The organism is Granulicella paludicola (assembly GCF_025685545.1).
Taxonomy (GTDB): Bacteria; Acidobacteriota; Terriglobia; order Terriglobales; family Acidobacteriaceae; genus Granulicella; species Granulicella paludicola.
On record NZ_JAGSYC010000016.1, the window covers coordinates 21,878 to 45,252 of the forward strand.

The following is a 23,375-nucleotide window of genomic DNA, read 5'->3' on the forward strand; positions in this document are numbered from 1 at the left end:
CTTCCGGTCTCTATCTAACACTAGATGATAAGGCCTCGCCCGCCGCGCCGCATCCTGTTCCAACGATTCAACTTTTGTCGGCTAACCCGTGCCCTCGTTCCTGCGTCTACCCAGCAAAGCAGCCTAGCAGGTATTCGAAGCTTCCCCCTTCGCCAACTCTGCGAAAATATTAGAGGACAGCACCAGCCGAAGGCCTTGACGCATCGGTATGGCCCTGGAGATATCGAAAGCTATGCCGTTCCACCTCATTCGCACCCGAGCCACCCTTACCTCCTGCGCTTCATGGCTGCTTGTCGCCGCCCTTGCCGCTGGTACCATCGCCATCTTCGCCACCACAGGCTGCGGAAACTTCTTTGTCCCGCCCACCACCAGCACGGGAACCACCGGCAGTACCGGTACAACGGGCACCACCGGTACGACTGGCACCACCACCAACGATTACGCCTTTTTCACCAATAGCTCGGGTGGAAGCACCCTTCTCAATGGCTATACGGTCTCCAGCGGAAGCCTGACCGCCACTACCAGCTCACCCTACTCGCTCGGCATCGTGCCGCAGGCCATGGCCATCAACCCGGCCAACACCTTCCTGTATATCGCCAGCGATCCCTCGCTTAGCACAGGCTCCATCTACGGCTTCTCTCTCAGCACCACCGGCACCCCCAGCATCCTCAACAGTGGAGCAGCGCTGGCCGTCGAGAACTCCGCCGCCATCACGATCTCGGCCGATGGCAAGTACCTCTTTTCGCTCAACTCGCTCAGCCAGACGCTTGAGCAGTACAGCATTAACACCTCCACAGGCTTCCTCACCTCCGTCGGCAACTACCCCATCTACCAAGCCTCCGATGGCGGCGCGATCGTACCGTCGACCCTGCGTTTTGCTCCCAGCGGAGACTTTCTAGTCGCTACGCTAGGCACCGGGGGAGCGAACTCCTATGGCTACAGCACCTCCACTGGGGCTCTGACCTTCGCCACGGTCATCAACCCTGGCAGCACCTCGGTAGGCATCTACGACGTCGCCATCGATACCAACAACTACGTCTACACCGCAGGATCCAACTCCACGGCTTCGCCCGGCCTCAAGGTTTTCTCCGGCAATGCTTCCGGCGTTCTCACTCTTGTCGGCTCCTACAACACCGGAACCAGCGGCAACGCGGCGCACTCTGTTGTGGTCAATTCAGCGGCCACCTACGTTTACACCGGCAACTTCACCGACGGCACCATCTCTGCCTACGCCATCGGCTCAGGAGGTGCGCTCACCGCAGTCAGTGGGTCGCCCTTTAATGCTCCCGCGGGAGTGATGGCACTTGCTCGCGACAACAGCGGCAGCTATATCCTGGCCGAAGGTTACAGCTCGAGCTCGGGTATCGAGGCCTACTCCATCGGTTCGGGGGGCGCCCTGACAACCACCGCTACAGCCGCCAGCGGCACCAGCAGCATTTACCCCGTGAACATAGTGGCTTCTCATTAGCCAGTTGCAGGCCCGTAACTCGCAAACTGCTATTCTGAGGCTGTGACTGCCAGAGCGGTCAAAGGAGTTTTGTATGTCAGAAGAACCGGTACGGATTACAGTGAAGCCGAATGGCCCGCTGCGCGTGGAAGGCCACATCGTGTTGAAGGACGCCGATGGCAACGAGTGGGACCTGACAGGGAAGCCGGCGATCAGCCTTTGCCGCTGCGGGCTCAGTGCGAAGCGTCCGTTCTGCGACGGAGCTCATGGACGCGAAGGCTGGCTCTGTAACACCAGCCCCGCGGGAAACCTCACCTAAAACTCAGTCACGCGAGAGAAACGCCTCCAAACCGTCGGTTTGGAGGCGTTTGTTTTTGTTGGATGGCTTGGCGAGGAAGCCCTGTCTCTGAAGGGAATACGATAAGTTGCATAGAAAGCAGTTATAGCTAGCAGCAGAAGGAGTGTGAATGCGCGGTTGGTCTTTGGCAGCGGGTTTGATTCTGGCGGTGGGGGCGGGTGGGCCAGTGGTGGCCCAGCAGGGGCGGATGGCGGATGCGCTAAAGGATTATCACGGGCCGGAGTATGAGCGGACCGAGGTGATGATTCCGGTGCGCGATGGCGTGACGCTGCACACGGTGATCCTGCGGCCGGTGGGGAGCGACAAGTCCGGACCGGCACTGCCCTTCCTGATGACGCGGACTCCGTATGGAGTGAACGGGGCGTCGCCGATCTCGGTGAAGCTGGGGAAGAAGGAGCTTGCGGAGAGCGGCTACATCTATGTGGAACAGGACATCCGCGGACGGTATACGTCGGGCGGGCAGTTTGTGATGAACCGGCCAATCGTGGACCACAAGACGAAGAACGATGTGGACGAGACGACGGACACGCGCGACACGATCGACTGGCTGCTGAAGAATGTGCCGAATAACAACGGTCGCGTCGGGGTGCTGGGCGTGAGCTATCCCGGGTTCCTGGCGATGATGGCGGGGATTGACGCGCATCCGGCGGTGAAGGCGATCAGCCCGCAGGCCCCGATGACGGACATCTGGCTGGGCGACGACTTCTTCCACAACGGAGCGTTCCGCGAGACGTACGGCTTTGACTATGTGCAGCAGCTGGAGGCGCAGAAGACAGATGTGCGTGCGGACTCGAAGGAGGACCAGTATGAGTTCTTCCTGAACCATGTGAACTTCGAGGGAGCGGCCACGGCGGCGGGCATGACGCAGCTGCCGACGGCGAAGGTGTTCCTGTCGCAGCCGAGCTATGTGAAGTTCTGGCAGGACATGGCGGTGGAGACGCACCTGCACAAGCCTGAGGTCCCGACGCTGGAGGTGGGCGGCTACTGGGACCAGGAGGATATGTGGGGAACGCAGGCGGAGTACGCCGCGCTGCGACCGAACGAGCCGAAGGCGGAAGAAGGCTCGGTGAAGGGCGCGCACAAGGTCTACATGGTGCTGGGACCGTGGAACCACGGTGGCTGGTCGCGTGGGCCTGGGGACGAACTGGGCGGGAAGTTCGGCACGGTACAGTTCGGCGGCGAGAAGACCGGCGACTATTATCGGTCGAGGATCGAGGCACCGTTCTTCGAGTTCTACCTGAAGGACAAGCCGGGTTTCGACCTGGCGGATACGGCGAGCTTCCGCACCGGCGAGAACAAGTGGCACCGGTATGCGGTATGGCCTCCGAAGGACGGGTTCAAGCACGAGAGCCTGTACCTGGATGCGAACGGCACGTTGAGCCTGGAGAAGCCGAAGACCGAAGCGGAGACGGCGACGTATGTGGCCGATCCGGCGAACCCGGTGCCGTATCGTCATCGGCCGGTGCAGTCGACGTATGGCGATGGATCGACGTGGCGGACGTGGCTGGTAGAGGACCAGAGTTTCGTAAGCGGTCGCAAGGACCTCGCAAACTTCTCGACGCCGGTGCTGGACAAGCCGATCACGGTGACGGGCGACGTGGTGGCGGACCTGATGGCTTCGACGACAGGCACCGACAGTGACTGGATTGTGAAGCTGGTGGATGTGTATCCGGCGGCGGACGGAAAGCCGAGCTATGAGCTGATGGTGGCAGAGGAGATCCTGCGCGGACGGTACCGCAAGAGCTTTACGAATCCTGAGCCGGTGAAGCCGGGTGAGGTGGCCGAGTACAAGTGGAGCCTGCATGGCGTGGACCACACGTTTCTGCCGGGACACAAGGTGATGGTGGAGGTGCAGTCGAGCTGGTTCCCGCTGTACGACCGGAATCCGCAGACGTATGTGGACAACATCATGAAGGCTCCGAAGGAGGCGTACAAGGCGGAGACGGTCACGATCTTTGGGGGAAGCCGGGTGGATTTGCCGGTGGAGGACAGGGAATAGGGAGTACAGGGAATAGGGAGTAGGGAAGAGAAAGGCGGTCTTTGTGGCTGGGAGGTTTCCGGTGGCGAGGGCCGCTTTTGTTTGTGGGGGATAGATTCCGCGAACCCACTTCCGAAAGTCCGGACTTGTGGCACCCGGTTCTCAGAGGTTCTGACATGGGGCACCCGGAGGCGGGATGGCGGCGTATGGATAAGGCCTTGATTTTCATCGCTTAGCGATGGATGCGATTTCATCAAGGAATTGGAGTTGCAATAGAAACTTTTGGTTGAGTTGTTCGTATTCTTGGTAGACCGCCCAGAGATTGTTGCCGAAGTTCGTGAGTCCTCCAACGGCGCACAGGGTGAATGGAAAGATACGAGAGAGTGTGAGAACGATGGGAACAGTGTGGATGCGGACGACGGCGATGGCAGTGGTGGCAGCAGTAGCGGTGGCGGCTCCGGTATACCTGGTTGCGCAGGCTGCTCCTCATGCATCGGGCACGGTGAAGGCTGCGACGGGCACGGGACTCACGCTGACGTCGGCTGCGGGTCAGGACTACACGGTCACGATCTCGGGCGATACGAAGGTGCTGGTGGTGGCTCCAGGAGCGGCTCCGAAGGATGCGACGCCAGGAACGGCTGCGGATGTGGCGATGGGCGATAAGGCGATCGTGATCGGCACGGCGGGCGATGCGGGTACGGACCTGAAGGCGACGAAGGTGTACCTGATGAAGTCGGCTGCGATTGCGCAGAGCCATGCGGCGAGTGAAGCGGCGTGGGCGCAGGGTTTGGGCGGCATTGTGAAGAGTGTGGATGTGGCCGGGAACAAGGTGGTGCTGTCGAGCGGCATGAAGACGATCACGGTGGTGACGACGCCGTCGACGATCGTGCGTCACTATGCGGGCGACTCGGTGAACTTTGCCGATGCGAAGACGGCGCAGCTTGCGGATGTGAAGCCGGGTGATCAGCTGCGCGTGCGTGGCACCAAGGCGATGGACGGGCTGACGATCACGGCGGACGAGATGGTGGCGGGAACGTTCCATAACTTCTCGGGGCTGATCACGGCGGTCGATGCGTCGGCGGGCACGGTCTCTTTGAAGGATCTGGCAACGAAAAAGATGGTGACGGTTTCGATTACGCCGAGCAGCAACGTGAAGCGGATCTCCACGCAGATGGCGACGATGATTGCTGCGCGGATGAAGGCTCCGGCTGGAGGTGGCGCTCCCGCAGGTGGCGGCGCTCCGGGTGCAGGTGGAGCAGAGGGTGGCCAGCGCGCTCGTGGCGGCGCGGCGGACCTGTCGCAGATGCTGGGACGGCTACCGGCGGAGACTGTGGCGGGTCTGAAGACGGGCGAGGCTGTGATGATCGTGGCGAGCGCGGGTACGGACGGTGCGAAGAACTCTGTGGTGACGCTAGTGGTCGGTGTCGAGCCGTTGCTGACGGCATCGCCTAGCGGCGAGATGACGCTGTCGCCGTGGAGCATTGGCGGCGGTATGGAAGGCGGCGAAGGTGGCGGCGGCCGGTAGGTCGCAGCGATCTTTCTGGCTTCAGGTTGATTTGAGATTGAGTTTGTAGAGTGTGAAGACCTCGCTGCACGTTCTGTGAAGAGCTACGTGAGAGGCCGAGGGGAAGTTCTGCACTGAACGAGATACGGATTTGTACGAGGAGATGGAATGCTTTTGCGCAAGCAGATGATGAGTGGATGGGTGTTCGCGACGGCGGCTTCGATGCTGTTGATGCAGCATGGGGCGTCGGCACAGACGGCAGCACCTGCGACGGTAGCAACGCAGGCACCGGCAGCTGCAGCGGCAGGAGTGACGCGGGTGCATGGCACCGTGGTCGATCCTGACGGCGAACTGATCCCGGGCGCGAAGGTGACGCTGACTCCGACGAAGGGCTCGGCGGCGAAGGAAGTGACCTCGGGCAGCGATGGCACGTACAGCATGCCGGTAGCTCCGGGTACGTACACGCTGGTGGTGACGATGCCGGGGTTTGCGACGTACTCGGCACTGAACGTGAAGGTGCTGGGCGTGGCGGCACAGACGTTCGATGTAAAGATGCAGGTGGGCACGGACGTGACGATCAACGTGGACGACACGGCTGCGCAGCTGAGTGTGGACCCGGATAACAATGCGAGTGCGACGGTGCTGACAGGCGCTGCGCTGGATGCGCTGTCGGATGATCCGGACGATCTGCAGAGCGAGCTGGAAGCGCTGGCGGGACCGGCGGCGGGACCGAACGGAGCGCAGTTTTATATCGATGGCTTTACGGGTGGGCAGCTGCCGCCGAAGCAGTCGATCCGCGAGATTCGTATCAACCAGAATCCGTTCTCGGCGCAGTATGACAAGCCGGGCTTTGGACGCGTGGAGATCTTTACGAAGCCGGGTTCGGACCAGTACCACGGCAGCGCGCAGTTCAATATCAACGATAAGGTGTTCAACACGGGCAGCCCGATCGTGCAGTCAAACGTGCCGCAACCGAACTATTACACGGTCCTGCTGAACGGACAGATAAGTGGGCCACTGACCAAGACGTCGTCGTTCACCTTCGGCGGCCAGTACCGCAACATTCACAACAACACGATCATCGATCCGCAGTCGTTGTATCAGCTGATCAGCAGCCCGGGCGTGGCGTGTGCGCCGGGTGGTTCGGCCGCGACCTGCCAGGTGTTGACGAGCTTCCCGAATTTTGTGGCGTCTGTTTCTACGCCGCAGACCCGCTATGACCTCAGCCCCCGCGTCGACTTTGCAATCGGAACGAAGAACACGGTGACGGCGCGGTACCGCTATGTTCAGGCGACTTCGAACAACCAGGGCATCGGCGGAAACGCCCTGGCAGCGAATGCTTACACCGGAACGAGCGGCCAGCAGGAGGTGCAGTTGAGCCTGAATACGACGGTGTCGCAGAAGGTGATCAACGAGATTCACTTCGAGTGGGAACAGAGCACTTCGAGCGATACGCCGTTGAATACGACACCGCAGCTGTCGGTTTCGGGTGGGTTCACCACGGGCGGCGATTCGACGACGGGCAACACGAGCGACACGCAGAATCACTTCGAGTATCAGGATTACACCTCGATCGCGCTGGCGCACAACTTCATCCGCATGGGCGGGCGCGTGCGCACGACGAGCGACACGAACACGACGAACGCGAACTCGAACGGCAGCTTTGCATTCCTTAGCAACAGCACATCGACGGCGCTGCAGAACTACATCAACGGCACGCCGAGCCAGTTCAGCATTGTGACCTACGCGCACCCGACGGTGCAGGCGACGACGGTGGATGCCGGCTTGTATGCAGAGGATGACTGGAAGCCGCGACCGAACCTGACGATAAGCTACGGCATGCGTTACGAGCTGCAGAACTTTATCAGCGATAAGTCGGATTTTGCTCCGCGTGTTGCCGTGGCGTATGGCGTGGGCAAGAAGAAGAGCGGTGGACCCCTAGTGGTTGCTCGTGCGGGTTATGGTCTGTTCTACGATCGCCTGACATTGGCGAGCCAGTTGAATACTGTGCAGGAAAACGGAGTGAACCAGATTCCGTCGACGGTGACGAACCCAGTGCTATCGGCGACCTGCTCGGCGACGGTGGCAGGGAACCAGACGGGTTGCGGAGCGAGCGCGACGACTGGCCATGTGCAGACGCAAGCTGTGCAGACGCAGGCTGACTTTGGTCGCGGCTACCGCTCGCCGTACCAGGAGCAGGTGAACCTGGGTGCGGATATTTCGCCGTTCAAGAATGCGACGGTATCGTTCAACTACCAGCATGTGGTGGGTATCCATCAGCTGGTGAACGCGAACCTGAATGCGCAGGCAGATTCCATCAATCCCAGCGCGCCGATCAACAACACCTACCTGACGGAGGGCTACTTCCGGCAGAACCAGTTCATTACGAACTTCAACTATCGTGGATCGGCGAGGTGGTCGCTTTCGAGCTTCTACGTGATCAACTTCGATACGAAGTCGGACACGGCGGGTGTGAGCAGTTCGGTAACGGACCCGTACAACATTGCGACGGATTACGGCCGTGCGAGCTTCGATATAAAGAATCAGCTCTTCCTGTTTGGAAGCTTCAACTTCCCGCACCTGATCACGGTTTCACCGCTGGTGTCGGCGCGTTCGGGGCAGCCGGTAAACATTACGACGGGTTCGGATAACTTTGGCTACCTTACGAACAACACTCGCCCGATCTTTGCGACGACTGGAACCGCAGGAGCGAAGACGTTCGGAGGTTGCGGCACGTTTGTCGATCCGGGCGACGCTCCGGGTGTCCACTACACGCAGATTCCCACGAATTATTGCACGGGCCCTGCGGCCTTTACAGCGAACTTCCGCATCAGCAAGACGATCGGCTTCGGCAAAAAGGCCGGGGCTCCTGCGAACCGCAACCAGGGCGGTGGCGATGGCGGACCTCCGCAGGGCGGCGGCAATCGCGGCGGCGGCGGTGGTGGACCTCGTGGCGGCGGCGGTGGTGGCGGCTTCGGCGGCGGCCCCGGTGGCGGCGGCGGTCGTGGCGGTGGAGCGACCAGCGGCAAGAAATACAACGTGGTGTTCGCTGCGCAGTTCCAGAACATCTTCAACGTTGCCGACCGCGCGACACCGAATGGCACGTTGAGCTCGCCGACGTTTGGCTCTCTCACGGCGCTTGCTGGCCAGCAGTTCACGTCGAACGATGCAGTACGGCGTGTGCAGCTTTCGGCCTCGTTCAACTTTTAGAGGCAGCGAGTAGGGATCAGGGAATAGGGAGTAAAAGGACAAGAGGCGTGACCGCATTGGTCACGCCTCTTGTTTTTGGGTCTAATGGTAGGTGTAAAGGCGGGCTATGAACGGACAGCAGGGTAACAAGATGGCGGGGCGGGAACTGGATGCGAAGGGCGCAGTTGCGGGTGGAGTAAAGTCGCCGCTGCTGGGGAGTTTTGCGCGTACGACGCTGCTGGTGTTGCTGGTGCTGTTCGTGCTGGGTGCGGTAGTGGCGTGGCGGACGAGTGGAGCGATGGCGGACCTGCCGTTTCTGCAGCAGGGTAAGGGGCTGCAGACTCGGAAGACGCTGGTGGATGAGACGCCCTGGAAGACGGCGCAGGCACTGTCGGCGCAGGCTGTCTCGCAGGAGGAGCTGGCATTTGCACGGCAGGCGGAACACCTCGCGGATCACGAGGTGGATCAGGCGTTTGCGACGGCTCTACGTGAGGCGACGCTGAAGCAGAAGACGCTGAAGGGGGAGGCACTCGATCTGCAGCAGAAGGTGGCGCAACTGACGACTCTCGTGGCGCAGGACCAGGCGGCGCTTTTGACGGTTGCGAAGGGTGGCGAGGATGAGGATATTGCCAAGGCGCAGCTGGGGCTCGATCAGGACCAGCTAAGCGATGCGAAGGGCGATCTGGCGCGAGCGAGTGGCGATCAGCGCGATGCGATTCAGCAGGAGCTGACGCAGCGCGATGCCGAGGTGAAGAAGTTCGAGGCTTCGGGTGGAGTGGGCGAGGTGGCGGTGATTGCGGTGTCGAGATACCGCACGCTGGCCGGGTTGATCGGGGCATGGCAGCGGCAGGGCAAGCGGTACAAGCTGGTGCTCGAAGCGAAGGCGGCGGCACAGAGCGATGCGGCGAAGCTGACGGTGCAGCACAATGCGCTGGAGGCGGCGGCGGGCAAGGGAACGGGCGATGCACAGGGCGCGGACAAGCTGGCGGGGCTGAAGCGGCTCTCGCTGCAGCGGGAGCTGATGTCGATGTATGACGACCGCATTGCGACCGAAGGGCAGCTGGCGGATGTGTACGACCGTTGGGCGACGCAGATCCTGCTGCAGCATGCGATCGTGCGACATCTGCTGGTGGTGCAGACGATCTATGTGTTGGTGATTCTGATGGTGGGGATCCTGTTGAGTGCAGTGGCGAGGCGGATTGCGGAGCGGGAGACGACTGACCGTCGCAGGGCGCGGACGTTGAGCTGGATCGCGCGGCTGACGGTGCAGGCATTGATGCTGGTGAGCATCCTGATGGTGGTGTTCGGATCGCCGGGGCAGCTTTCGACGGTGATTGGATTGGTGACGGCAGGACTCACCGTGGCGTTGCAGGACTTCATCCTGGCGTTTGTGGGATGGTTTGTGCTGATGGGGCAGAGCGGCATCGGCGTAGGGGACGCGGTAGAGATCGATGGCGTGCAGGGCGAGGTGGTCGAGATCGGTGTGTTCCGCACGACGCTGCTGGAGACGGGCAACTGGGCTTCGTCGGGACATCCGACAGGGCGGCGCGTGGCGTTCAACAACAAGTATGCGATCAGCGGGCGCTACTTCAACTTCACGACCTCGGGACAGTGGATGTGGGACGAGTTCACGCTGTCGGTGCCTGCGGGGCAGGATGTTGCGGCGACGATGAGCCGCGTGCAGAAGGTGATGACGACCGCGACCGAGAGCGATACGCGGACGGCCGAGGCCGAGTGGAAGCAGGCGACGGGGCAGAGGGGTCTCAGCCAGTTTTCGGCGGAGCCTGCGGTGAATGTGCGGCCTGCGGGTGGCGGCGCGGAGCTGGTGGTGCGGTATGTGACGCGCGCGGCGGGGCGGTCGGAGCGGCGAAGCATGCTGCTGGAGACAGTGCTGGATTCGTTGCAGGTGCCGGAGCCAGCAAAGTAGAGGCTAGAGCATTTTCCCTGTTACTGGGTTTCTAGAGAAAGCCGTGCAGTGGCGTTTTCATTGGGAGAAAACGCCCATAAGAGTGTTGGCCCGGCTATACTCACAGGGAAAATGCTCTAGTCGTTCTGCTCGATTTCGAAGAGGGTGCGCTGGGGCTTGTGGATGCCGCGGAGCTCGGCGACGACGACGGTCTTGGCATTGAGGAACTCGCGCATGCCCTGCGAAGAGAGTTCGCGGCCGTAGCCAGAGTTCTTGATGCCACCGAAGGGGAGTCGCGGATCGCTGGCGACCTGGGCGTTGAAGAAGATGCTGCCGCACTGGAGGTCGGAGGCAAAGCGCTGCTGCTCGGTGAGGTCGTTGGTCCAGACACTGGCACCGAGGCCGAAGGGTGTGTCGTTGGCGAGGGTGATGGCTTCTTCGATGGAGGCGACGCGGAAGAGGAGTGCGAGTGGGCCGAAGGTTTCCTGCTTGGCGATGTCGCTGGTGAGTGGCACGTTGGCGATGACGGTGGGCTGGATGTAGTTGCCAGAGGCCAACGGGTCAGGGAGGTGCAGGCGCTTGCCGCCGGTGAGGAGTTCACCGCCTGCAGCGAGGGCGGCGTCGATCTGGGCGAGGAGGGTGTCGAGGATTTTGGGTGTGGCGAGTGGACCGATCTGCGTGGCGGCGACGGTAGGGTCGCCGACGCGCTGGGCCGCCATGGCTTCAACGAAGCGGCGTGTGAAGGGCTCGTAGACGCTGTCGTGGATAAGGAAGCGCTTGGCGGCGATGCAAGACTGGCCATTGTTCATGCAGCGGGCGCGAACGGCGGTGTCGACGGCGGCGATGACGTCGGCGGAACGCATGACGATAAAGGGATCGGAGCCGCCGAGTTCGAGGACGGTCTTCTTGAGGAACCAACCTGCTTGCGCGGCGACGGAGCGGCCTGCGGCTTCGGAGCCGGTAAGCGTAATGGCGGCGATGCGTTTGTCGGCGATGACGGTTTCGACCTGCTCGGTTTCGAGGAGCAGCGTCTGGAAGCTGCCACGGGGGAAGCCTGCGCGACGGATGAGGGTTTCGATGGCGAGCGCGCACTGCGGGACGTTGAGTGCGTGCTTGAGCAGGCTGACGTTGCCAGCCATGAGGGCAGGTGCGGCGAAGCGAAAGACCTGCCAGAGGGGGAAGTTCCACGGCATGATGGCGAGGACGATGCCGAGGGGATCGTAGCGGACGTAGGACTCTTCGTGCTCGGTTTTGACGTGCTCGGGGGCGAGGATGGCTGGGGCGTGCTCGGCATAGTAGCGGCAGCAGGCGGCGCACTTGGCGATCTCTTCGCGGGAGGCGGAGAGGGTCTTGCCCATCTCGGCGGTCATCGTAGCGGCGAGCTCTTCGGTCTCGGATTCGAGGAGGAGCGCTAGGCGACGCATCCAGAAGATGCGCTGGTCGAGACGGAGCTGCGGGTAGGTGCGGGCGGCGTCGGCAGCAAGGGTGAGGCGCTGGTCGAGTTGCTCGGGGGTGAGAGCTGCGAAGGTGCGAAGAAGCTGGCCGGTAGCGGGGTTGATCGACTGAATCATAGGAGGCAGAGAACAGGAGACAGTGAGCAGTGAGTTGGGTTGAGGCTATTCGTTCGCGAGCTGAGCGAGGGTGAGAGCGAGTATACGTGTACCAAGGGCGATGGATTCTGGTGTGGAGTACTCGTCGGGGCGATGGGAGACGCCGTTGCGGCAGGGGATGAAGAGCATGGCGATGGGAGCGAGGCGGGCCATGAAGGTGCTGTCGTGGTAGGCGCGCGAGACCATCTTGAGGTACGGGACGTGCTCGGAGTCGCAGATGGAGGCGAGGGTGTTGACGATGTGCTCGCCGCTGATGGCGGGCGTGTCGGCGTTGATGCGCTCTTCGGTGATGCGAACGCCGCGGCGGGACTGGAGGTCGGCGATGTCGGCGCGGACGGCGGACATGGTGTGCTCGCGGCGCTCGGGGTCGGTGTCGCGGATGTCGAGCATGAGGGTGACGCGCGAGGGGACGGAGTTCACGTTGCCGGGATGCACTTGAACGGAGCCGACGGTGGCGACGGAGTCCACGCCGGAGAGGCCTTCTGCTTTGGCGGCAGCGTTGGCGGCGAGGGTGTGGCGTTCGATGGAGAGGATGAGTTCCGAGGCGGCGGTGAGAGCATCGCGGCGGTCGGGCATGAGCAGAGCGCCGGCGTGGCCGCCGAAGCCTTCGAGGGTGAAGCGATAGCTGGCGGGAGCGGCGATGTTGGTGACGATGCCGAGAGGGATTCCTGCGCGTTCGAGGAGGGGGCCTTGCTCAATGTGGAGCTCGACCCAGGCGTGGTAATAGCCGATGGGGAGCGTGACCTCGGTGAGTGGGCCGGTGAAGCCTGCGGCGGTGCGAACGTCGTGCAGGGTGAGGCCGGTGGTGGCCGTGGGATCACTTTCAGGCAGGCGATCGGGCAGGGTGTCGGTGGTGGTGGGATCGAGGACGCCGCCGAGCAGGCGAGAGCCTAAACAGCCGATGCCGAAGCGGGTGGGCTCCTCGCTGGTGAGCATCAGGAGCTCAAGGGTACGCTTGGGCGTGAAGCCGGCCTGTTTGAGGGCGCGCATAGCTTCGAGGCCGCCGAGGACGCCGACGGTGCCGTCGTACATGCCGGCGTGAGGGATGGCGTCGGTGTGGGAGCCGGTGCCGACCACGCCGAGGTCGGGGTCGGCACCCTGCCAGCGGATGTAGGTGTTGCCGACGGGATCGACGCGGGTGGTAAAGCCAGCTTCATGCGCGAGCTCGAGCAGCCAGGCGCGGGCTTCGAGATCGCGTGGGGTGAAGACGATGCGCGTGACGGCCTGCGTGGGCGCTGGGAGTAAGGTGTCCGTGGTGGGCGGGCAGTCGGTGAGCGTGGCGAGGTGATGGAGCTCGCTGAGGAGGCGGTCGGCGTTGATGATGAGGGTCATGATGTTTGTGCCGGAGTGCGCAAGATGCAGATTCCTCCGCTGCGCTGCGGAATGACAAGTGAAAAAGGACCGCGAGCGTTATAGAAGCGAGTAGCGATTGAAGTCTTTGTAAATGAGATATTTTGCGGGCTTCTTGCCGATGGCTCCGAACCACTGCGGACAGTAGGGCGCCATCCAGATGAAGTCGCCTGCGGTGGTGGGGTACCACTGGTCGCCGAGGCGGTAGATGCCGCCGCCTTCGAGCATGAGGAGGCCGTGCTCCATGTAGTGGACCTCGACCTGCGAGAGAGCCGCGCCGGGGGCGTAGGTCATGGTGTTGCAGGCGAAGTCGAAGGCCATGGAGGCGGGCAGCAAGGAGCGGACGATCAGGTCCGGGTCGCCGCCGAGTGGGGCGGCAGGCAGGTCCTGCTCGCGGCCGATGAGGAATTCGGGGTTGGGTTCGGATTCGAGGGGGAGGAATGGTTTGTCGATGACAGCGATGCGCGCGGCGGTGACGGCGGTGAGGGTGTGCGTGTGCTCGGAGGGGATGTAGGCGTAGCCGCCGGGAGCGAGTTTGTGCAGCTTGCGGCTGCCTTCGATCGACAGGGTCAGCTTGCCTTCGAGGACGTAGAGCAGGCGCTGCGTGGGGCCTTCGGTAAGCGTGCCGCCGGGTTCAAGCTCGACGGTCATCTGCGTGAAGGCGGCTCCTGCGGCGGGAGCTACGTGAACGATGGCGACGCCGTTGGTGAGGCCGGGGAGCGGCGTGCGGATGAAGGTATCCGGGGTGAGGAGAAAGTGGTCGCGCTTGATAGAACTGCGTGTCTGACCGAGGTTGTGCATAGGCATAGGCAGAGTGTAGAGGATAGACCGATCGTTGCGCGATTATGCAGGAACGTAGGTCAACCGTATGATGCCCTCCGGCATGAGATCGCTGGCCGTAAGGCGGAGCGGAGGCCGGGGGCCTGCGAAGAAGGGCGCGCTACCGCCAAGTACGACGGGCCGGATGTAGAGCCGATACTCGTCAATGAGACCGGCATCGGTCAGGCTCTGCGCCAGATTGGGTCCGCCGGACAAAATTTCACCGGACAGTTCTTGCTTTAATTTGTCTACGGCTGGCGCAAAGTCATCCGCGATGAGCGTGGCGTTCGCGCCGACGGATTTTAGTGAACGTGAGACGACCCACTTCGGCTTGCTCCGCCACATAGCAGCGAATTCATGCTCGTTGATATCCCAGTCTGACTGGTCCTCCTCCCAGTAGCGCATGATCGTGTACATATTGGTGCCGTAGAGCAAGCCCGCCGAGCTACGCGTCCACTCGAGAAAGTGACGATACATTTCCGGTCCGGGCGGCCCGAGATTCACATGATCGACGTAGCCGTCGAGAGACTGGCTCAATCCGTAGACAAGTTTAGCCATGCTGCGAATCTCCTTCACTCTTTCGACAAAATCATAGCTTGTGTGGGTGCAGATGAAGCAGCAGGTTTAGCAGCGTGGCGAGGGCGGCCTCGACGTCTTCTTCGCGGACGGTCTCGTGGGGGTGGTGGGAGAGACCGCCGGGGGAGTGGATGAAGAGCATGGTCGTGGGGACCGCCGAGGCGAGGATCATGGCGTCGTGGCCTGCGCCGGAGAACATCTGTTTGGCATCGTGGCCGGTGCGCTCGGCGGCGTTGTGCAGGGCCTGCGTGAGCGGGGCGTCCATGGGGACGGCCTTCTGCTCGGACTTGAGTGAGGCTTTGACGGTGACGCCGCGTTGATGTGCTGCGGCTTCGGCCTTGGTGAGCAGGTGGGCGACGGCGGCGTGGCGGGACTCGTCCTTCGGGTGGCGGACGTCGAGCGTGGCGTGGACGGTGCCAGGGACGACGTTCATCGCTCCGGGAAGGACTTCGAGGCGTCCGACTGTGGCGACGAGCTGTTGATAGTTCGCGGCGTAGCGCTCAACTTCGACGACCCATTGCGCGGCGGCGGCGAGGGCGTCGCGGCGCAGAGGCATGGGGGTAGTGCCGGCGTGGTTGGCCTGGCCGGTGAAGGTGAGATGAAGGCGCGACTGGCCGACGATGGTTTCAACGACGGCGAGGGAGGCGTTGTCGGCTTCGAGGACGGGACCCTGCTCGATGTGGACCTCTATGGCGGCGAAGGTGTTGGCGGGCAGGGGGCAAGTGAGGGAAATGTTGGCGGGATCGAGACCGAAGCTGGTGATGGCTTCGGCGAGGGTGATACCCGCGGTGTCGGTGCGGGCGAGGTCTTCAGGAGTGAGCCTGCCGGTCGCGGCGAGTGAGGAGAGGAATGGAAAGGCGAAGCGGACGCCTTCTTCCTCGCTGAAGGCGATGAGTTCGATGTGGAAGGGGAGCGGGGTCTGGTGGAGTTCCTCGATGGCGGCGAGGGCGACGAGGATGCCGAGTGGGCCATCGAAGGCTCCGGCGTTGGGTACGGTGTCGATGTGCGAGAAGAGGACGAGGGTCGGGGCGTCTTCCTCCGCGCACCGACGCGTGGCGTGGAGGGAGCCGGTGTCGTCGGTGCGGGATGCGAGGCCTGCCTGGCGGAACCACCAGTGCAGCAGGGTGTGGGCGTCACGCGTGGCGGGCGATAGGAAGAGGCGCGTGGTTTCGCCGGGGACATCGGTGATGCGCGCGAGTTCGCGGCAGCGGTCGATGATCTTTGCGGCGCGGGTTGGGGAGTCAGTTTGCATGCTAGGTGCGAACGATGGTGGCTTCGATGGTGCCATGGGGTTCGTCGGTAGGGACGAAGATGTGGTTGGGGTTGTCGCGGTCGAAGCGCTTGAGGTCGATGAGCAGATTGTGCTTGTTGGGCATGAGCATGTAGACGCTGTCGATGAGATCGGTGTGGGCGAGCGCGGTTTCGCCCATGGCGTAGAGGGTCTGCTGCACGGAGAGCGAATCGTGCTTGGCGAAGGTGGCGAGCATGGCTTCGCGGAGATGCGTGCGGACCTTGTTGAAGTCGATGCCTGCTGCAATGCCCGAGGCGGTGTAGGTCCAGTCGGCTCTGACGACGGTGCCAAAGAGGCGGTCGGTGGTTTCCGGCAGCGTGGTGAGGGAGTCCTTGATGTAGCCGACGAAGCCGGACTGGGCTGTCTTGAGAACGAAGAGGCCATCGAGGCCGGAGATGATCTGGAATGGGCCGTTTTGCTGGCGGGAGACGCGGGTGGTCTGCACTTCGTTGGAGCCGTGCATGAAGGCGGTGGGGTAGGGTTGGCCGTCGACGGTGAGGCGCTTCCAGAGGTGCGACTGCACGATGCATTCGGCTTCGGAGACCTGCGGGTTGCGCGTGAGGATGTAGTCGATGAGTTCCTGGGCGTAGCCTTCGATGCTGGTGGCCTTGCTTTCGTGCGCGACGAAGTAGACGGTGTTCTTCATCGTGTCGGTGGGTAGGATCTGGGAGTTATCGCCGAGGGTGTGGGCTGTTTCGAAGTCGCCAGAGAGCAGGAGCTGCACGGTCCACTCTTCGAGGTCGTGATGCTGCTCATGCTTGGTGAGGCGCATCACGCGGACGCGGGACTTTCCGTAACGGTTGGCAGCGAGCTTTGCAGGCATTTAGCTTCCTCGGTAGGTGGTGTAGCCGTTGGCCGTGAGCAGCAGGGGGACGTGATAGTGCTGGGCGGGATCGGTGACGGTGAAGGCGATCTCGACATAGGGGTAGAGGCCGGTGACATGCTGTGCAGCGTAGTAGCTGGCGGTGTCGAAGCGGATCTTGTAGGTGGCGGCTTCGAGGGGATGTTCGCCGAGCAGAGTTTTGCAGCGACCGTCGGTGTCGGTGGTGCCGGTGCCGAGAGGTTGCCAGGACTTTTCGTGAAGGATGGAGAGGCGTAGGGCTATGTCGGCTGCGGGACGACCGATGGCGGTGTCGAGGATGTGTGTGGAAAGTCCCATAAGAGCTTTATCTTATGCCGGGTGAGGTTCGGGGTTGAAATAGTTCGAACGGTGTTGGCGAGGTTGAGAGCTTCGGGGTTCTTCGACTGCGCGCTCTGCGCTCCGCTCAGAATGACGATGTATGGGTCAGGTGGTGGAGGCGAGCCACTTTCGAAGACGGAGCTGGGTGATCTGGCGTTGCTGTTCGGCGGCTTCGCGGAGTTCAGTGGCGGGATCGTTGTGGAGGCGCTGGTGGAGGATGGCGAGCATCTCTGCTGCGGTTTTGCCGGTGGCGCAGACGATGAAGATGCGGCCAAACTTTTCGTCGTAGGCGCGATTGGCGGCGGCGAGCTGGAACTGGATGTCGGCGGTGAGCTGCGCGGAGGATTGCTCGGTTGCAGACATTGCGAGGGACTCGGCGGTAGCTGACTTGGCTTTGTGTTCGCCGATGCGCGGGTGGGAGTCGAAGGCTTGTTGCCAGTCGGATGCGGAAAGCGATTGCCAGACGCGGTCGGCGGTGCAGGTGAGGTCGAAGGGGGTATCGAAGGGACGCAGGGCGGCCATGCCTTCTGCCCAGGCTTGCGAGCCATTGCAGGGGAGGATGGCTGCGGCGGCTTCAGCGGGAGGGAGTTGATTGAAGTGTTCGAGGGTGGTCATAGGGTGCTGGTGGTTCGGAATGCAGATTCCTCCGCTGCGCTGCGGAATGACAAAGATCGAGACTGGTTGTTATGAGAGACAGGATAGCAAGTACTCGCGGCCGCGGGGTGTGACGGCGAACACATCGATGTCTTCGGTTCGCGTGAAGACAGGTTCGCCGCGCAGCCAGGTGCCGCGCACGGAGCCGAGAAGTTGTTCGCCCATGTACGGCGAAAGCTTGTGGCGGTAGTGAAGGACATTGGGAGTGACGGTGAAGGTGGCGTCGGGGTCGAAGGCGACGAGGTTGGCGTACTTGCCGACTTCAATGGAGCCGACCTTTGCGCTTATTCCTACAAGCGTGGCTGGGGCGGCAGAAAACCACTGGGCGAGTTGCGAGAGGGTGCAGCCACGGGAGATAGCCTCGGTCCAGAAAACTGGCAGTGCGGTGGAGAGCGAGGCGATGCCGCCCCAGGCTTCGTCGAAGCGGCCGGGTTCTTCGCCGAGCTGGGTTGCGGTGAGCCGCTTGAGTTCAGGCGGGCAGGGTGAGTGGTCGGTGGCGACGAGGTCGATGGTGCCAGCGATCAGTGCCTGCCAGAGGAGTTCGCGGTTGGATTCGCTGCGGATGGGGGGAGCGCACTTGTAGAGCACGCCGTTGTCGGGAATGGTTTCGGCGGCGAGGTGGAGATAGTGCGGGCAGGTTTCGACGGTGAGGGGCAGGCCTTCACGCTTGGCCGCGGCGATCATGGGCAGGGCCTGCGCGGTGGAGAGATGAACGATGTGCAGACGGAAGCGGTACTGGCGGCACAGGTCGATCAGCATGGCGATGGCATCGAGCTCAGCCTGATCGGGGCGTGAGGCGAGCCAGGTGTCATGACGACGCCAGTCTGCGCCGGTCGCATTGAGATGGCGGACGGCGGCTTCGATGGGTGGGTCGAGCTCGGCGTGGACGAGTAGAGGCAGGCCGGTCGCCGCGATGTGGGGCAGAGCGCGTTCGAGGTTGGCGCGGTCGATGGAGGTAAAGCCGTCGCAGCCGGGGTAGACGAGGAAGCTTTTGTAGCCGGGGACGCCGGCGCGGGCCAGGGGCTCGAGATGCTGCTGATTGCCGTCGACGCAGCCGCCCCAGAGAGCGTAGTCGATGAGAGCTTTGCCCGGGGCGGCCTCGCGCTTGATCTCGAGTGAGGAGACGCTGGTGGTTTCGGGCAGGCAGTTGAGCGGCATGTCGACGACGGTGGTGAAGCCTCCTGCGGCGGCGGCGCGGGTGGCGGTGACGAAGCCTTCCCATTCGGTGCGGCCCGGCTCGTTGATGTGGGTGTGGGCGTCGATGAGGCCGGGGAGCAAGGCGAGGTTGCCGAGGTCTTCGGTGGGAAGGTGCGAGAAACGCGAGTCGGTGTGCGCGTTGGGATGCACGGCTGTGATGATCTCGTCTTCGATGACGATGGTGGCATCCAGTTCGCCTTGCGGGGTGATGACGCGGCGTGAGCGGATCGCGTGGAGCCGGGTAGCGTTAGCCATGAGGTGATTAGAGCAAGGAAACGGCGAATAGGAAACTTCGTCGGCGGTAGAATGGTTTTATGGCAGCGAACCCAGAGTTTATGAAGCAGGCGATTGCGCTTGCGACGGAGAACGTGACGAGTGGCCGCGGCGGGCCGTTTGGAGCAGTGGTTGTGCGCGATGGCAAGGTGATTGCGGCGGCGGCAAACCAGGTGACGGCCACACATGATCCGACGGCGCACGCTGAGATTACGGCGATCCGTGCGGCCTGCAAGACACTTGAATCTTTCAGCCTCGAAGGGTGCGAGGTCTACACGAGCTGCGAACCTTGCCCGATGTGCCTGGCGGCGATCTACTGGGCTCGTTGTAAGGCGATCTATTACGGCTGCAATGCGAAGGACGCAGCGAAGGCTGGCTTCGACGATGCATTTCTCTATGACGAGATGAAGAAGCCGATGGAAGAGCGTTCGCTGCCGATAGAGAATGTGTGCGCCGAGGAGGCATGGGCGGCGTTTGCGGCGTGGATCGATGCCACGCAGAAGGTTCCTTATTAGGCAGTTGGTGGCGGTCACTCCGGGGCTGAAGCCCCTAAACATTTTTCAGGCGGAGGATGGAGCGACTGAAGTCGCTCCCTAACAAAGCCGGGATGATTCGAGGATTTTTATGGCAGAGGGTAAGACGCTACAAGTAGGGTTGCTTGGGTTTGGAACGGTGGGCGGTTCGTTTGCAGAGGTGCTGGCGGCAAGTCCCGATGCGGGCGTCGTGATTACGCGTGTGTTCAACCGTGATGTGGAGCGCAAGAAGAGCAGCCCGCGAGCGACGTTTGTCCCGGTGAGTGCTATGTGGACCGAGAACGTGAATGACGTGTTAACCGCGAGCGACGTTGATGTGGTGGTCGAGCTGATGGGCGGACTTGATCCGATCGAAGGCTGGCTGACTACCGCACTGAACGCAGGCAAGCATGTAGTGACGGCGAACAAGCAACTTATTGCGTATCGCGGAGCTTCGCTGTTTGCGCTGGCTGCGAGCAAGGGCGTGCAGCTGCTTTATGGTGCTGCTGTGGCTGGCGGCGTGCCCGTGATTCCAGGCATTGCGCAGGGGTTGAGCGGCGATGCGATCACGGCGATCAGCGGCATCGTGAATGGAACGTGCAACTTCATCCTGAGCTCGATGGAGAGCGGCGCAGATTATGGCGAGGTGTTGAAGAAGGCTCAGGACGCGGGTTATGCGGAGGCGAACCCGTCGGCGGATGTCGATGGCTTCGATGCGCGCGCGAAGCTGTGTGTGCTTGCGCGACTGGCGCTGCACGCTGAGATCGATCCGGAGAAGGTGCCGGCACAGACGATCTCGACGATCTCGGCTGTGGACTTTGCCTATGCGAAGGAACTGGGTTGCACGGTGCGGCAGGTGGCTACGGCAAAGCTTACTGGCGATGGTGTGAGCGCACGCGTGGGGCCGATGCTGGTTCCGAAGGAGTCGCCGATTGCGTGGTCGCACGGCACGCAGAACATGGTGGTGACGAGCGGCCGGTTCGGTGGCGATGTGGTGTTCAGCGGGCACGGAGCGGGTGGGCATCCTACGGCTGTCGCCGTGATGAGCGACGTGCGGGCGATCGCCGAGGGCAGCTCGCAGGTGCGGCTCGCGGCGAAGACGATGGCCGTATCCGGTGATGTGCAGGCGCCGTTTTATATTCGCTTTGTCGTGAATGATCAGCCGGGGATTGTGGCGGCGATTGCGGGAGCGCTGGCGAAGTTTGGGCTTAACATCGACTCGATTCTGCAGCACCACGGTCATGCCGCGGAGCGACTGCCATTTGTAGTGACGACGGAGCCGTGCAGCAGCTTGACGCTGGCAGAGGCGATGGCGGAGATGGCGAAGATGCCATTTATGGTCGAAACACCGCTGTGTCTGCAGATGCTTGTGGTGAGCGACAAAGATACGGATTAATCTGAGGGAAGATCGGATGGAGAGAGCGGCGTGGGCAAGATGCCCGCGCCTTTCTTGCGTCTTTCATCTAACCAAAACGAAGAAGCCTGCATCCATCTACCTGACATAGTGAACACAATTCGTCACGAAAGACGGACTTACAAATGCTTATCCTTCTGATTATTCTCATTCTGGTTTTTGGCTTTGGCGGATACCGCATGGGCCCCGGCCTCGGTTACTACGGCGGCGGCGGCCTCAGCCTCATTCTCATCATCGTCCTGGTTCTGCTACTGCTCAAAGTTATTTAGCAACTCTGCCGTTCTTGCACTGATGGCCACGAAACGAGTACGTTTCGTGGCCATCGGTCTTTTGTACTCGGAGCAATGAGACGGTTATGCCTGCGTAAGGGTGACGAAGAGTTCGGAGCGCAGTTTCCAGCCTGACGGCGTGCGGCGCCAAATGGCGGAGTAGGTCCCTGAGTAAGAGATGGTGCCATCGGGCAGTGTCGCCGTCCAGTGGCCTTGCTCCGAAGCGAGTGGATGTGAGCTCGAGACCTCAATAATGTCAGGTGTGCGGACGTAGCGGAGTCGGGACGGGTCTGCAAATTGAGACCGATAGGCATCGAGGTAGGCATCTCTCGTCGGGATCAGCGTGCCATCTCCGACGATAACGACAAAGTCTGTATCGAGCGATTCCGCAACAATGTTCGCGCTGCGTTCGGCGATGCCACGGTTCGAACGTTCACGAGCTGTACGGATAAGGGATTCAGAGGTCGGCAATGTAGGGCCCAATCTTCGATGAGATGCCTAAACGCCGCCTGCTGGTTGCAGACGACGTTTAGGCGGCGAACTAATACTTCGGCAAGGACGTGTCGATCCGGTCTGCCCAAGCTGTAATGCCTCCGGCGAGGTTCTTTACGTTGGTAAAGCCTGCCGCCTTCAATGCGAGTGAGGCCTTCTGGCTGCGCGCTCCGGACTTGCACTGTAAAACGATCTCGGCATCTTTGGCGACAGGAATCTCGCTGATGCGCGCTTCGAGCGAGCCGAGCGGAATCTGCGGAACGCCGAGGTTGACGATGGCATACTCGTGCGGCTCGCGGACATCGAGCACGAAGGGTTGTGTGCCTGCGTCGCGGCGTGCCTTTAGCTCTTCGACTGACATCTGCGGGATGCCGTCGACGATGTTCGCTGAGGCGTCGACTTTACCGTGACTGGAGACCTCGAGCGGGCCGACTGCGGCCGGAGGAGCGATGCCGCAGAACTGGTCGTAGTCGATGAGTTCCTTGATCTCGTGCGTGCCGCAGACGGGGCAATCGGGGTTCTTACGCAGCTTGAGGGTGCGGAAGTTCATGCCGAGAGCGTCGACCAACAAGAGGCGACCGATCAACGGTTCTCCGATTCCCAAGATGAGCTTGATGACTTCGGTAGCCTGTATGACGCCGACGAGGCCGGGGAGGATGCCGAGGACGCCGCCTTCCGCACAGGAGGGGACGAGGCCCGGCGGCGGCGGTTCGGGGTAGAGGCAGCGATAGCAGGGACCTTCCTCGGTGGCGAAGACGCTGGCCTGACCTTCGAAGCGGAAGATGCTGCCGTAAGCGTTAGGCTTGCCGGTGAGTACGCAGGCGTCGTTGACGAGGTAACGAGTCTGGAAGTTGTCGGTGCCGTCGGCGATGACGTCGTATTCCTTAAAGATCTCAAGCGCGTTGGCTGAAGTGAGCATGGTGTTGTGCTTCACGACGTTCACGTTCTTGTTGAGGCCCTTGAGCATGATCTCTGCGGAATCGACCTTGAGCTTGCCCACGGTGGACTGCGAGTGGATGATCTGGCGCTGCAGGTTGGATTCATCGACGACATCGAAATCGACGAGACCGATGGTGCCGACGCCCGCTGCGGTGAGATACAGTGCGAGCGGAGCGCCCAGGCCTCCGGTCCCGACGCAAAGAACCTTGGCGGCCTTCAGCTTCTGCTGACCTTCCATGCCGACTTCGGGCAGGATGAGGTGGCGGGAGTAACGGGCAATCTCTTCGTTGGAGAGCGTGGGGAGGGCTGCGGGATGATCGAGAGTGGCTGGCATAAGTTATCTTTCAGTGTAACTTCCGGAGCCGGAAGGTTGGCGGATTTGCATCCGGACAGATTGGATGTTCCAGAGTGACTGGC

At 62.0% G+C, this 23,375-nt stretch carries 20 protein-coding genes; 9 read left to right on the forward strand and 11 right to left on the reverse strand.

The window, feature by feature from the left end:
* The first annotated feature begins 232 nt into the window (after nucleotides 1-232).
* From OHL14_RS01215 to OHL14_RS01240, 6 genes are all read left to right on the forward strand, one after another.
* A complete protein-coding gene (locus tag OHL14_RS01215) occupies nucleotides 233-1,468 on the forward strand; it encodes a beta-propeller fold lactonase family protein (protein WP_263377482.1) in 1,236 nt (411 codons plus the stop codon).
* A gap of 73 nt (nucleotides 1,469-1,541) precedes the next feature.
* The gene (locus OHL14_RS01220) at nucleotides 1,542-1,766 is read left to right on the forward strand and encodes a CDGSH iron-sulfur domain-containing protein (protein ID WP_263377483.1); all 225 of its coding nucleotides are present in this window, start codon (nucleotides 1,542-1,544) and stop codon (nucleotides 1,764-1,766) included.
* A 148-nt stretch (nucleotides 1,767-1,914) separates the two neighbouring features.
* On the forward strand, nucleotides 1,915-3,804 hold the full coding sequence (locus OHL14_RS01225) for a CocE/NonD family hydrolase (RefSeq protein ID WP_263377484.1): 1,890 nt from the start codon (nucleotides 1,915-1,917) through the stop codon (nucleotides 3,802-3,804).
* Nucleotides 3,805-4,177: 373 nt separating this feature from the next.
* On the forward strand, nucleotides 4,178-5,308 hold the full coding sequence (locus OHL14_RS01230; protein WP_263377485.1) for a hypothetical protein: 1,131 nt from the start codon (nucleotides 4,178-4,180) through the stop codon (nucleotides 5,306-5,308).
* 147 nt (nucleotides 5,309-5,455) lie between these two features.
* Nucleotides 5,456-8,497 carry a TonB-dependent receptor gene (locus tag OHL14_RS01235; protein ID WP_263377486.1) on the forward strand — a complete coding sequence of 1,014 codons (3,042 nt, stop codon included), beginning with the start codon at nucleotides 5,456-5,458 and terminating at the stop codon, nucleotides 8,495-8,497.
* 106 nt (nucleotides 8,498-8,603) lie between these two features.
* Complete coding sequence (locus OHL14_RS01240; RefSeq protein ID WP_263377487.1) at nucleotides 8,604-10,403, forward strand: mechanosensitive ion channel domain-containing protein; 1,800 nt, start codon at nucleotides 8,604-8,606, stop codon at nucleotides 10,401-10,403.
* A gap of 116 nt (nucleotides 10,404-10,519) precedes the next feature.
* On the opposite strand, the gene OHL14_RS01245 is transcribed toward OHL14_RS01240, so the two are convergent.
* The 9 genes from OHL14_RS01245 to allB all read right to left on the reverse strand — a co-directional run bounded on the left by OHL14_RS01245 (nucleotide 10,520) and on the right by allB (nucleotide 19,314).
* Nucleotides 10,520-11,953, reverse strand: a complete 1,434-nt coding sequence (locus OHL14_RS01245; RefSeq protein ID WP_263377488.1) for an NAD-dependent succinate-semialdehyde dehydrogenase — start codon at nucleotides 11,951-11,953, stop codon at nucleotides 10,520-10,522.
* Nucleotides 11,954-11,998: 45 nt separating this feature from the next.
* On the reverse strand, nucleotides 11,999-13,324 hold the full coding sequence (locus tag OHL14_RS01250) for a M20 family metallo-hydrolase (RefSeq protein ID WP_263377489.1): 1,326 nt from the start codon (nucleotides 13,322-13,324) through the stop codon (nucleotides 11,999-12,001).
* Between the two features lie 78 nt (nucleotides 13,325-13,402).
* On the reverse strand, nucleotides 13,403-14,149 hold the full coding sequence (gene allE / locus OHL14_RS01255; protein WP_263377490.1) for a (S)-ureidoglycine aminohydrolase: 747 nt from the start codon (nucleotides 14,147-14,149) through the stop codon (nucleotides 13,403-13,405).
* 36 nt (nucleotides 14,150-14,185) lie between these two features.
* Nucleotides 14,186-14,719, reverse strand: coding sequence for a dihydrofolate reductase family protein (locus tag OHL14_RS01260; protein WP_263377491.1), 534 nt, complete (start codon nucleotides 14,717-14,719; stop codon nucleotides 14,186-14,188).
* A gap of 31 nt (nucleotides 14,720-14,750) precedes the next feature.
* Nucleotides 14,751-15,989, reverse strand: coding sequence for an allantoate amidohydrolase (locus tag OHL14_RS01265; protein WP_263377492.1), 1,239 nt, complete (start codon nucleotides 15,987-15,989; stop codon nucleotides 14,751-14,753).
* 1 nt (nucleotide 15,990) lies between these two features.
* Nucleotides 15,991-16,851, reverse strand: coding sequence for a factor-independent urate hydroxylase (gene pucL / locus OHL14_RS01270; RefSeq protein ID WP_263377493.1), 861 nt, complete (start codon nucleotides 16,849-16,851; stop codon nucleotides 15,991-15,993).
* The gene (uraH, locus tag OHL14_RS01275) at nucleotides 16,852-17,187 is read right to left on the reverse strand and encodes a hydroxyisourate hydrolase (protein WP_263377494.1); all 336 of its coding nucleotides are present in this window, start codon (nucleotides 17,185-17,187) and stop codon (nucleotides 16,852-16,854) included.
* Nucleotides 17,188-17,313: 126 nt separating this feature from the next.
* Nucleotides 17,314-17,823 carry a 2-oxo-4-hydroxy-4-carboxy-5-ureidoimidazoline decarboxylase gene (uraD, locus tag OHL14_RS01280; protein WP_263377495.1) on the reverse strand — a complete coding sequence of 170 codons (510 nt, stop codon included), beginning with the start codon at nucleotides 17,821-17,823 and terminating at the stop codon, nucleotides 17,314-17,316.
* A 69-nt stretch (nucleotides 17,824-17,892) separates the two neighbouring features.
* Nucleotides 17,893-19,314, reverse strand: coding sequence for an allantoinase AllB (gene allB / locus OHL14_RS01285; RefSeq protein WP_263377496.1), 1,422 nt, complete (start codon nucleotides 19,312-19,314; stop codon nucleotides 17,893-17,895).
* 59 nt (nucleotides 19,315-19,373) lie between these two features.
* Here allB and OHL14_RS01290 point away from each other — a divergent pair, with 59 nt between their 5' ends.
* The 3 genes from OHL14_RS01290 (at nucleotide 19,374) to OHL14_RS01300 (ending at nucleotide 21,527) form a co-directional block, all read left to right on the forward strand.
* Complete coding sequence (locus OHL14_RS01290) at nucleotides 19,374-19,847, forward strand: nucleoside deaminase (protein ID WP_263377497.1); 474 nt, start codon at nucleotides 19,374-19,376, stop codon at nucleotides 19,845-19,847.
* A 109-nt stretch (nucleotides 19,848-19,956) separates the two neighbouring features.
* Complete coding sequence (locus OHL14_RS01295) at nucleotides 19,957-21,240, forward strand: homoserine dehydrogenase (RefSeq protein ID WP_263377498.1); 1,284 nt, start codon at nucleotides 19,957-19,959, stop codon at nucleotides 21,238-21,240.
* 143 nt (nucleotides 21,241-21,383) lie between these two features.
* The gene (locus tag OHL14_RS01300) at nucleotides 21,384-21,527 is read left to right on the forward strand and encodes a DUF3309 family protein (RefSeq protein ID WP_263377499.1); all 144 of its coding nucleotides are present in this window, start codon (nucleotides 21,384-21,386) and stop codon (nucleotides 21,525-21,527) included.
* Nucleotides 21,528-21,611: 84 nt separating this feature from the next.
* Here the strand turns inward: OHL14_RS01300 and OHL14_RS01305 are convergent, their stop codons facing one another.
* On the reverse strand, nucleotides 21,612-21,998 hold the full coding sequence (locus tag OHL14_RS01305) for a nuclear transport factor 2 family protein (RefSeq protein WP_263377500.1): 387 nt from the start codon (nucleotides 21,996-21,998) through the stop codon (nucleotides 21,612-21,614).
* A 70-nt stretch (nucleotides 21,999-22,068) separates the two neighbouring features.
* Nucleotides 22,069-23,292: a molybdopterin-synthase adenylyltransferase MoeB gene (gene moeB, locus OHL14_RS01310; protein ID WP_263377501.1), complete on the reverse strand. Its 1,224-nt coding sequence runs from the start codon at nucleotides 23,290-23,292 to the stop codon at nucleotides 22,069-22,071.
* Between the last annotated feature and the right edge of the window lie 83 nt (nucleotides 23,293-23,375).

Bases quoted from the DNA above. Each gene is read 5' to 3' on its own strand.
- OHL14_RS01215 (WP_263377482.1), top strand. From the start codon at position 233: ATGCCGTTCCACCTCATTCGCACCCGAGCCACCCTTACCTCCTGCGCT.
- OHL14_RS01220 (WP_263377483.1), top strand. From the start codon at position 1,542: ATGTCAGAAGAACCGGTACGGATTACAGTGAAGCCGAATGGCCCGCTG.
- OHL14_RS01225 (WP_263377484.1), top strand. From the start codon at position 1,915: ATGCGCGGTTGGTCTTTGGCAGCGGGTTTGATTCTGGCGGTGGGGGCG.
- OHL14_RS01230 (WP_263377485.1), top strand. From the start codon at position 4,178: ATGGGAACAGTGTGGATGCGGACGACGGCGATGGCAGTGGTGGCAGCA.
- OHL14_RS01235 (WP_263377486.1), top strand. From the start codon at position 5,456: ATGCTTTTGCGCAAGCAGATGATGAGTGGATGGGTGTTCGCGACGGCG.
- OHL14_RS01240 (WP_263377487.1), top strand. From the start codon at position 8,604: ATGAACGGACAGCAGGGTAACAAGATGGCGGGGCGGGAACTGGATGCG.
- OHL14_RS01245 (WP_263377488.1), bottom strand. From the start codon at position 11,953: ATGATTCAGTCGATCAACCCCGCTACCGGCCAGCTTCTTCGCACCTTC.
- OHL14_RS01250 (WP_263377489.1), bottom strand. From the start codon at position 13,324: ATGACCCTCATCATCAACGCCGACCGCCTCCTCAGCGAGCTCCATCAC.
- allE (WP_263377490.1), bottom strand. From the start codon at position 14,149: ATGCCTATGCACAACCTCGGTCAGACACGCAGTTCTATCAAGCGCGAC.
- OHL14_RS01260 (WP_263377491.1), bottom strand. From the start codon at position 14,719: ATGGCTAAACTTGTCTACGGATTGAGCCAGTCTCTCGACGGCTACGTC.
- OHL14_RS01265 (WP_263377492.1), bottom strand. From the start codon at position 15,989: ATGCAAACTGACTCCCCAACCCGCGCCGCAAAGATCATCGACCGCTGC.
- pucL (WP_263377493.1), bottom strand. From the start codon at position 16,851: ATGCCTGCAAAGCTCGCTGCCAACCGTTACGGAAAGTCCCGCGTCCGC.
- uraH (WP_263377494.1), bottom strand. From the start codon at position 17,187: ATGGGACTTTCCACACACATCCTCGACACCGCCATCGGTCGTCCCGCA.
- uraD (WP_263377495.1), bottom strand. From the start codon at position 17,823: ATGACCACCCTCGAACACTTCAATCAACTCCCTCCCGCTGAAGCCGCC.
- allB (WP_263377496.1), bottom strand. From the start codon at position 19,314: ATGGCTAACGCTACCCGGCTCCACGCGATCCGCTCACGCCGCGTCATC.
- OHL14_RS01290 (WP_263377497.1), top strand. From the start codon at position 19,374: ATGGCAGCGAACCCAGAGTTTATGAAGCAGGCGATTGCGCTTGCGACG.
- OHL14_RS01295 (WP_263377498.1), top strand. From the start codon at position 19,957: ATGGCAGAGGGTAAGACGCTACAAGTAGGGTTGCTTGGGTTTGGAACG.
- OHL14_RS01300 (WP_263377499.1), top strand. From the start codon at position 21,384: ATGCTTATCCTTCTGATTATTCTCATTCTGGTTTTTGGCTTTGGCGGA.
- moeB (WP_263377501.1), bottom strand. From the start codon at position 23,292: ATGCCAGCCACTCTCGATCATCCCGCAGCCCTCCCCACGCTCTCCAAC.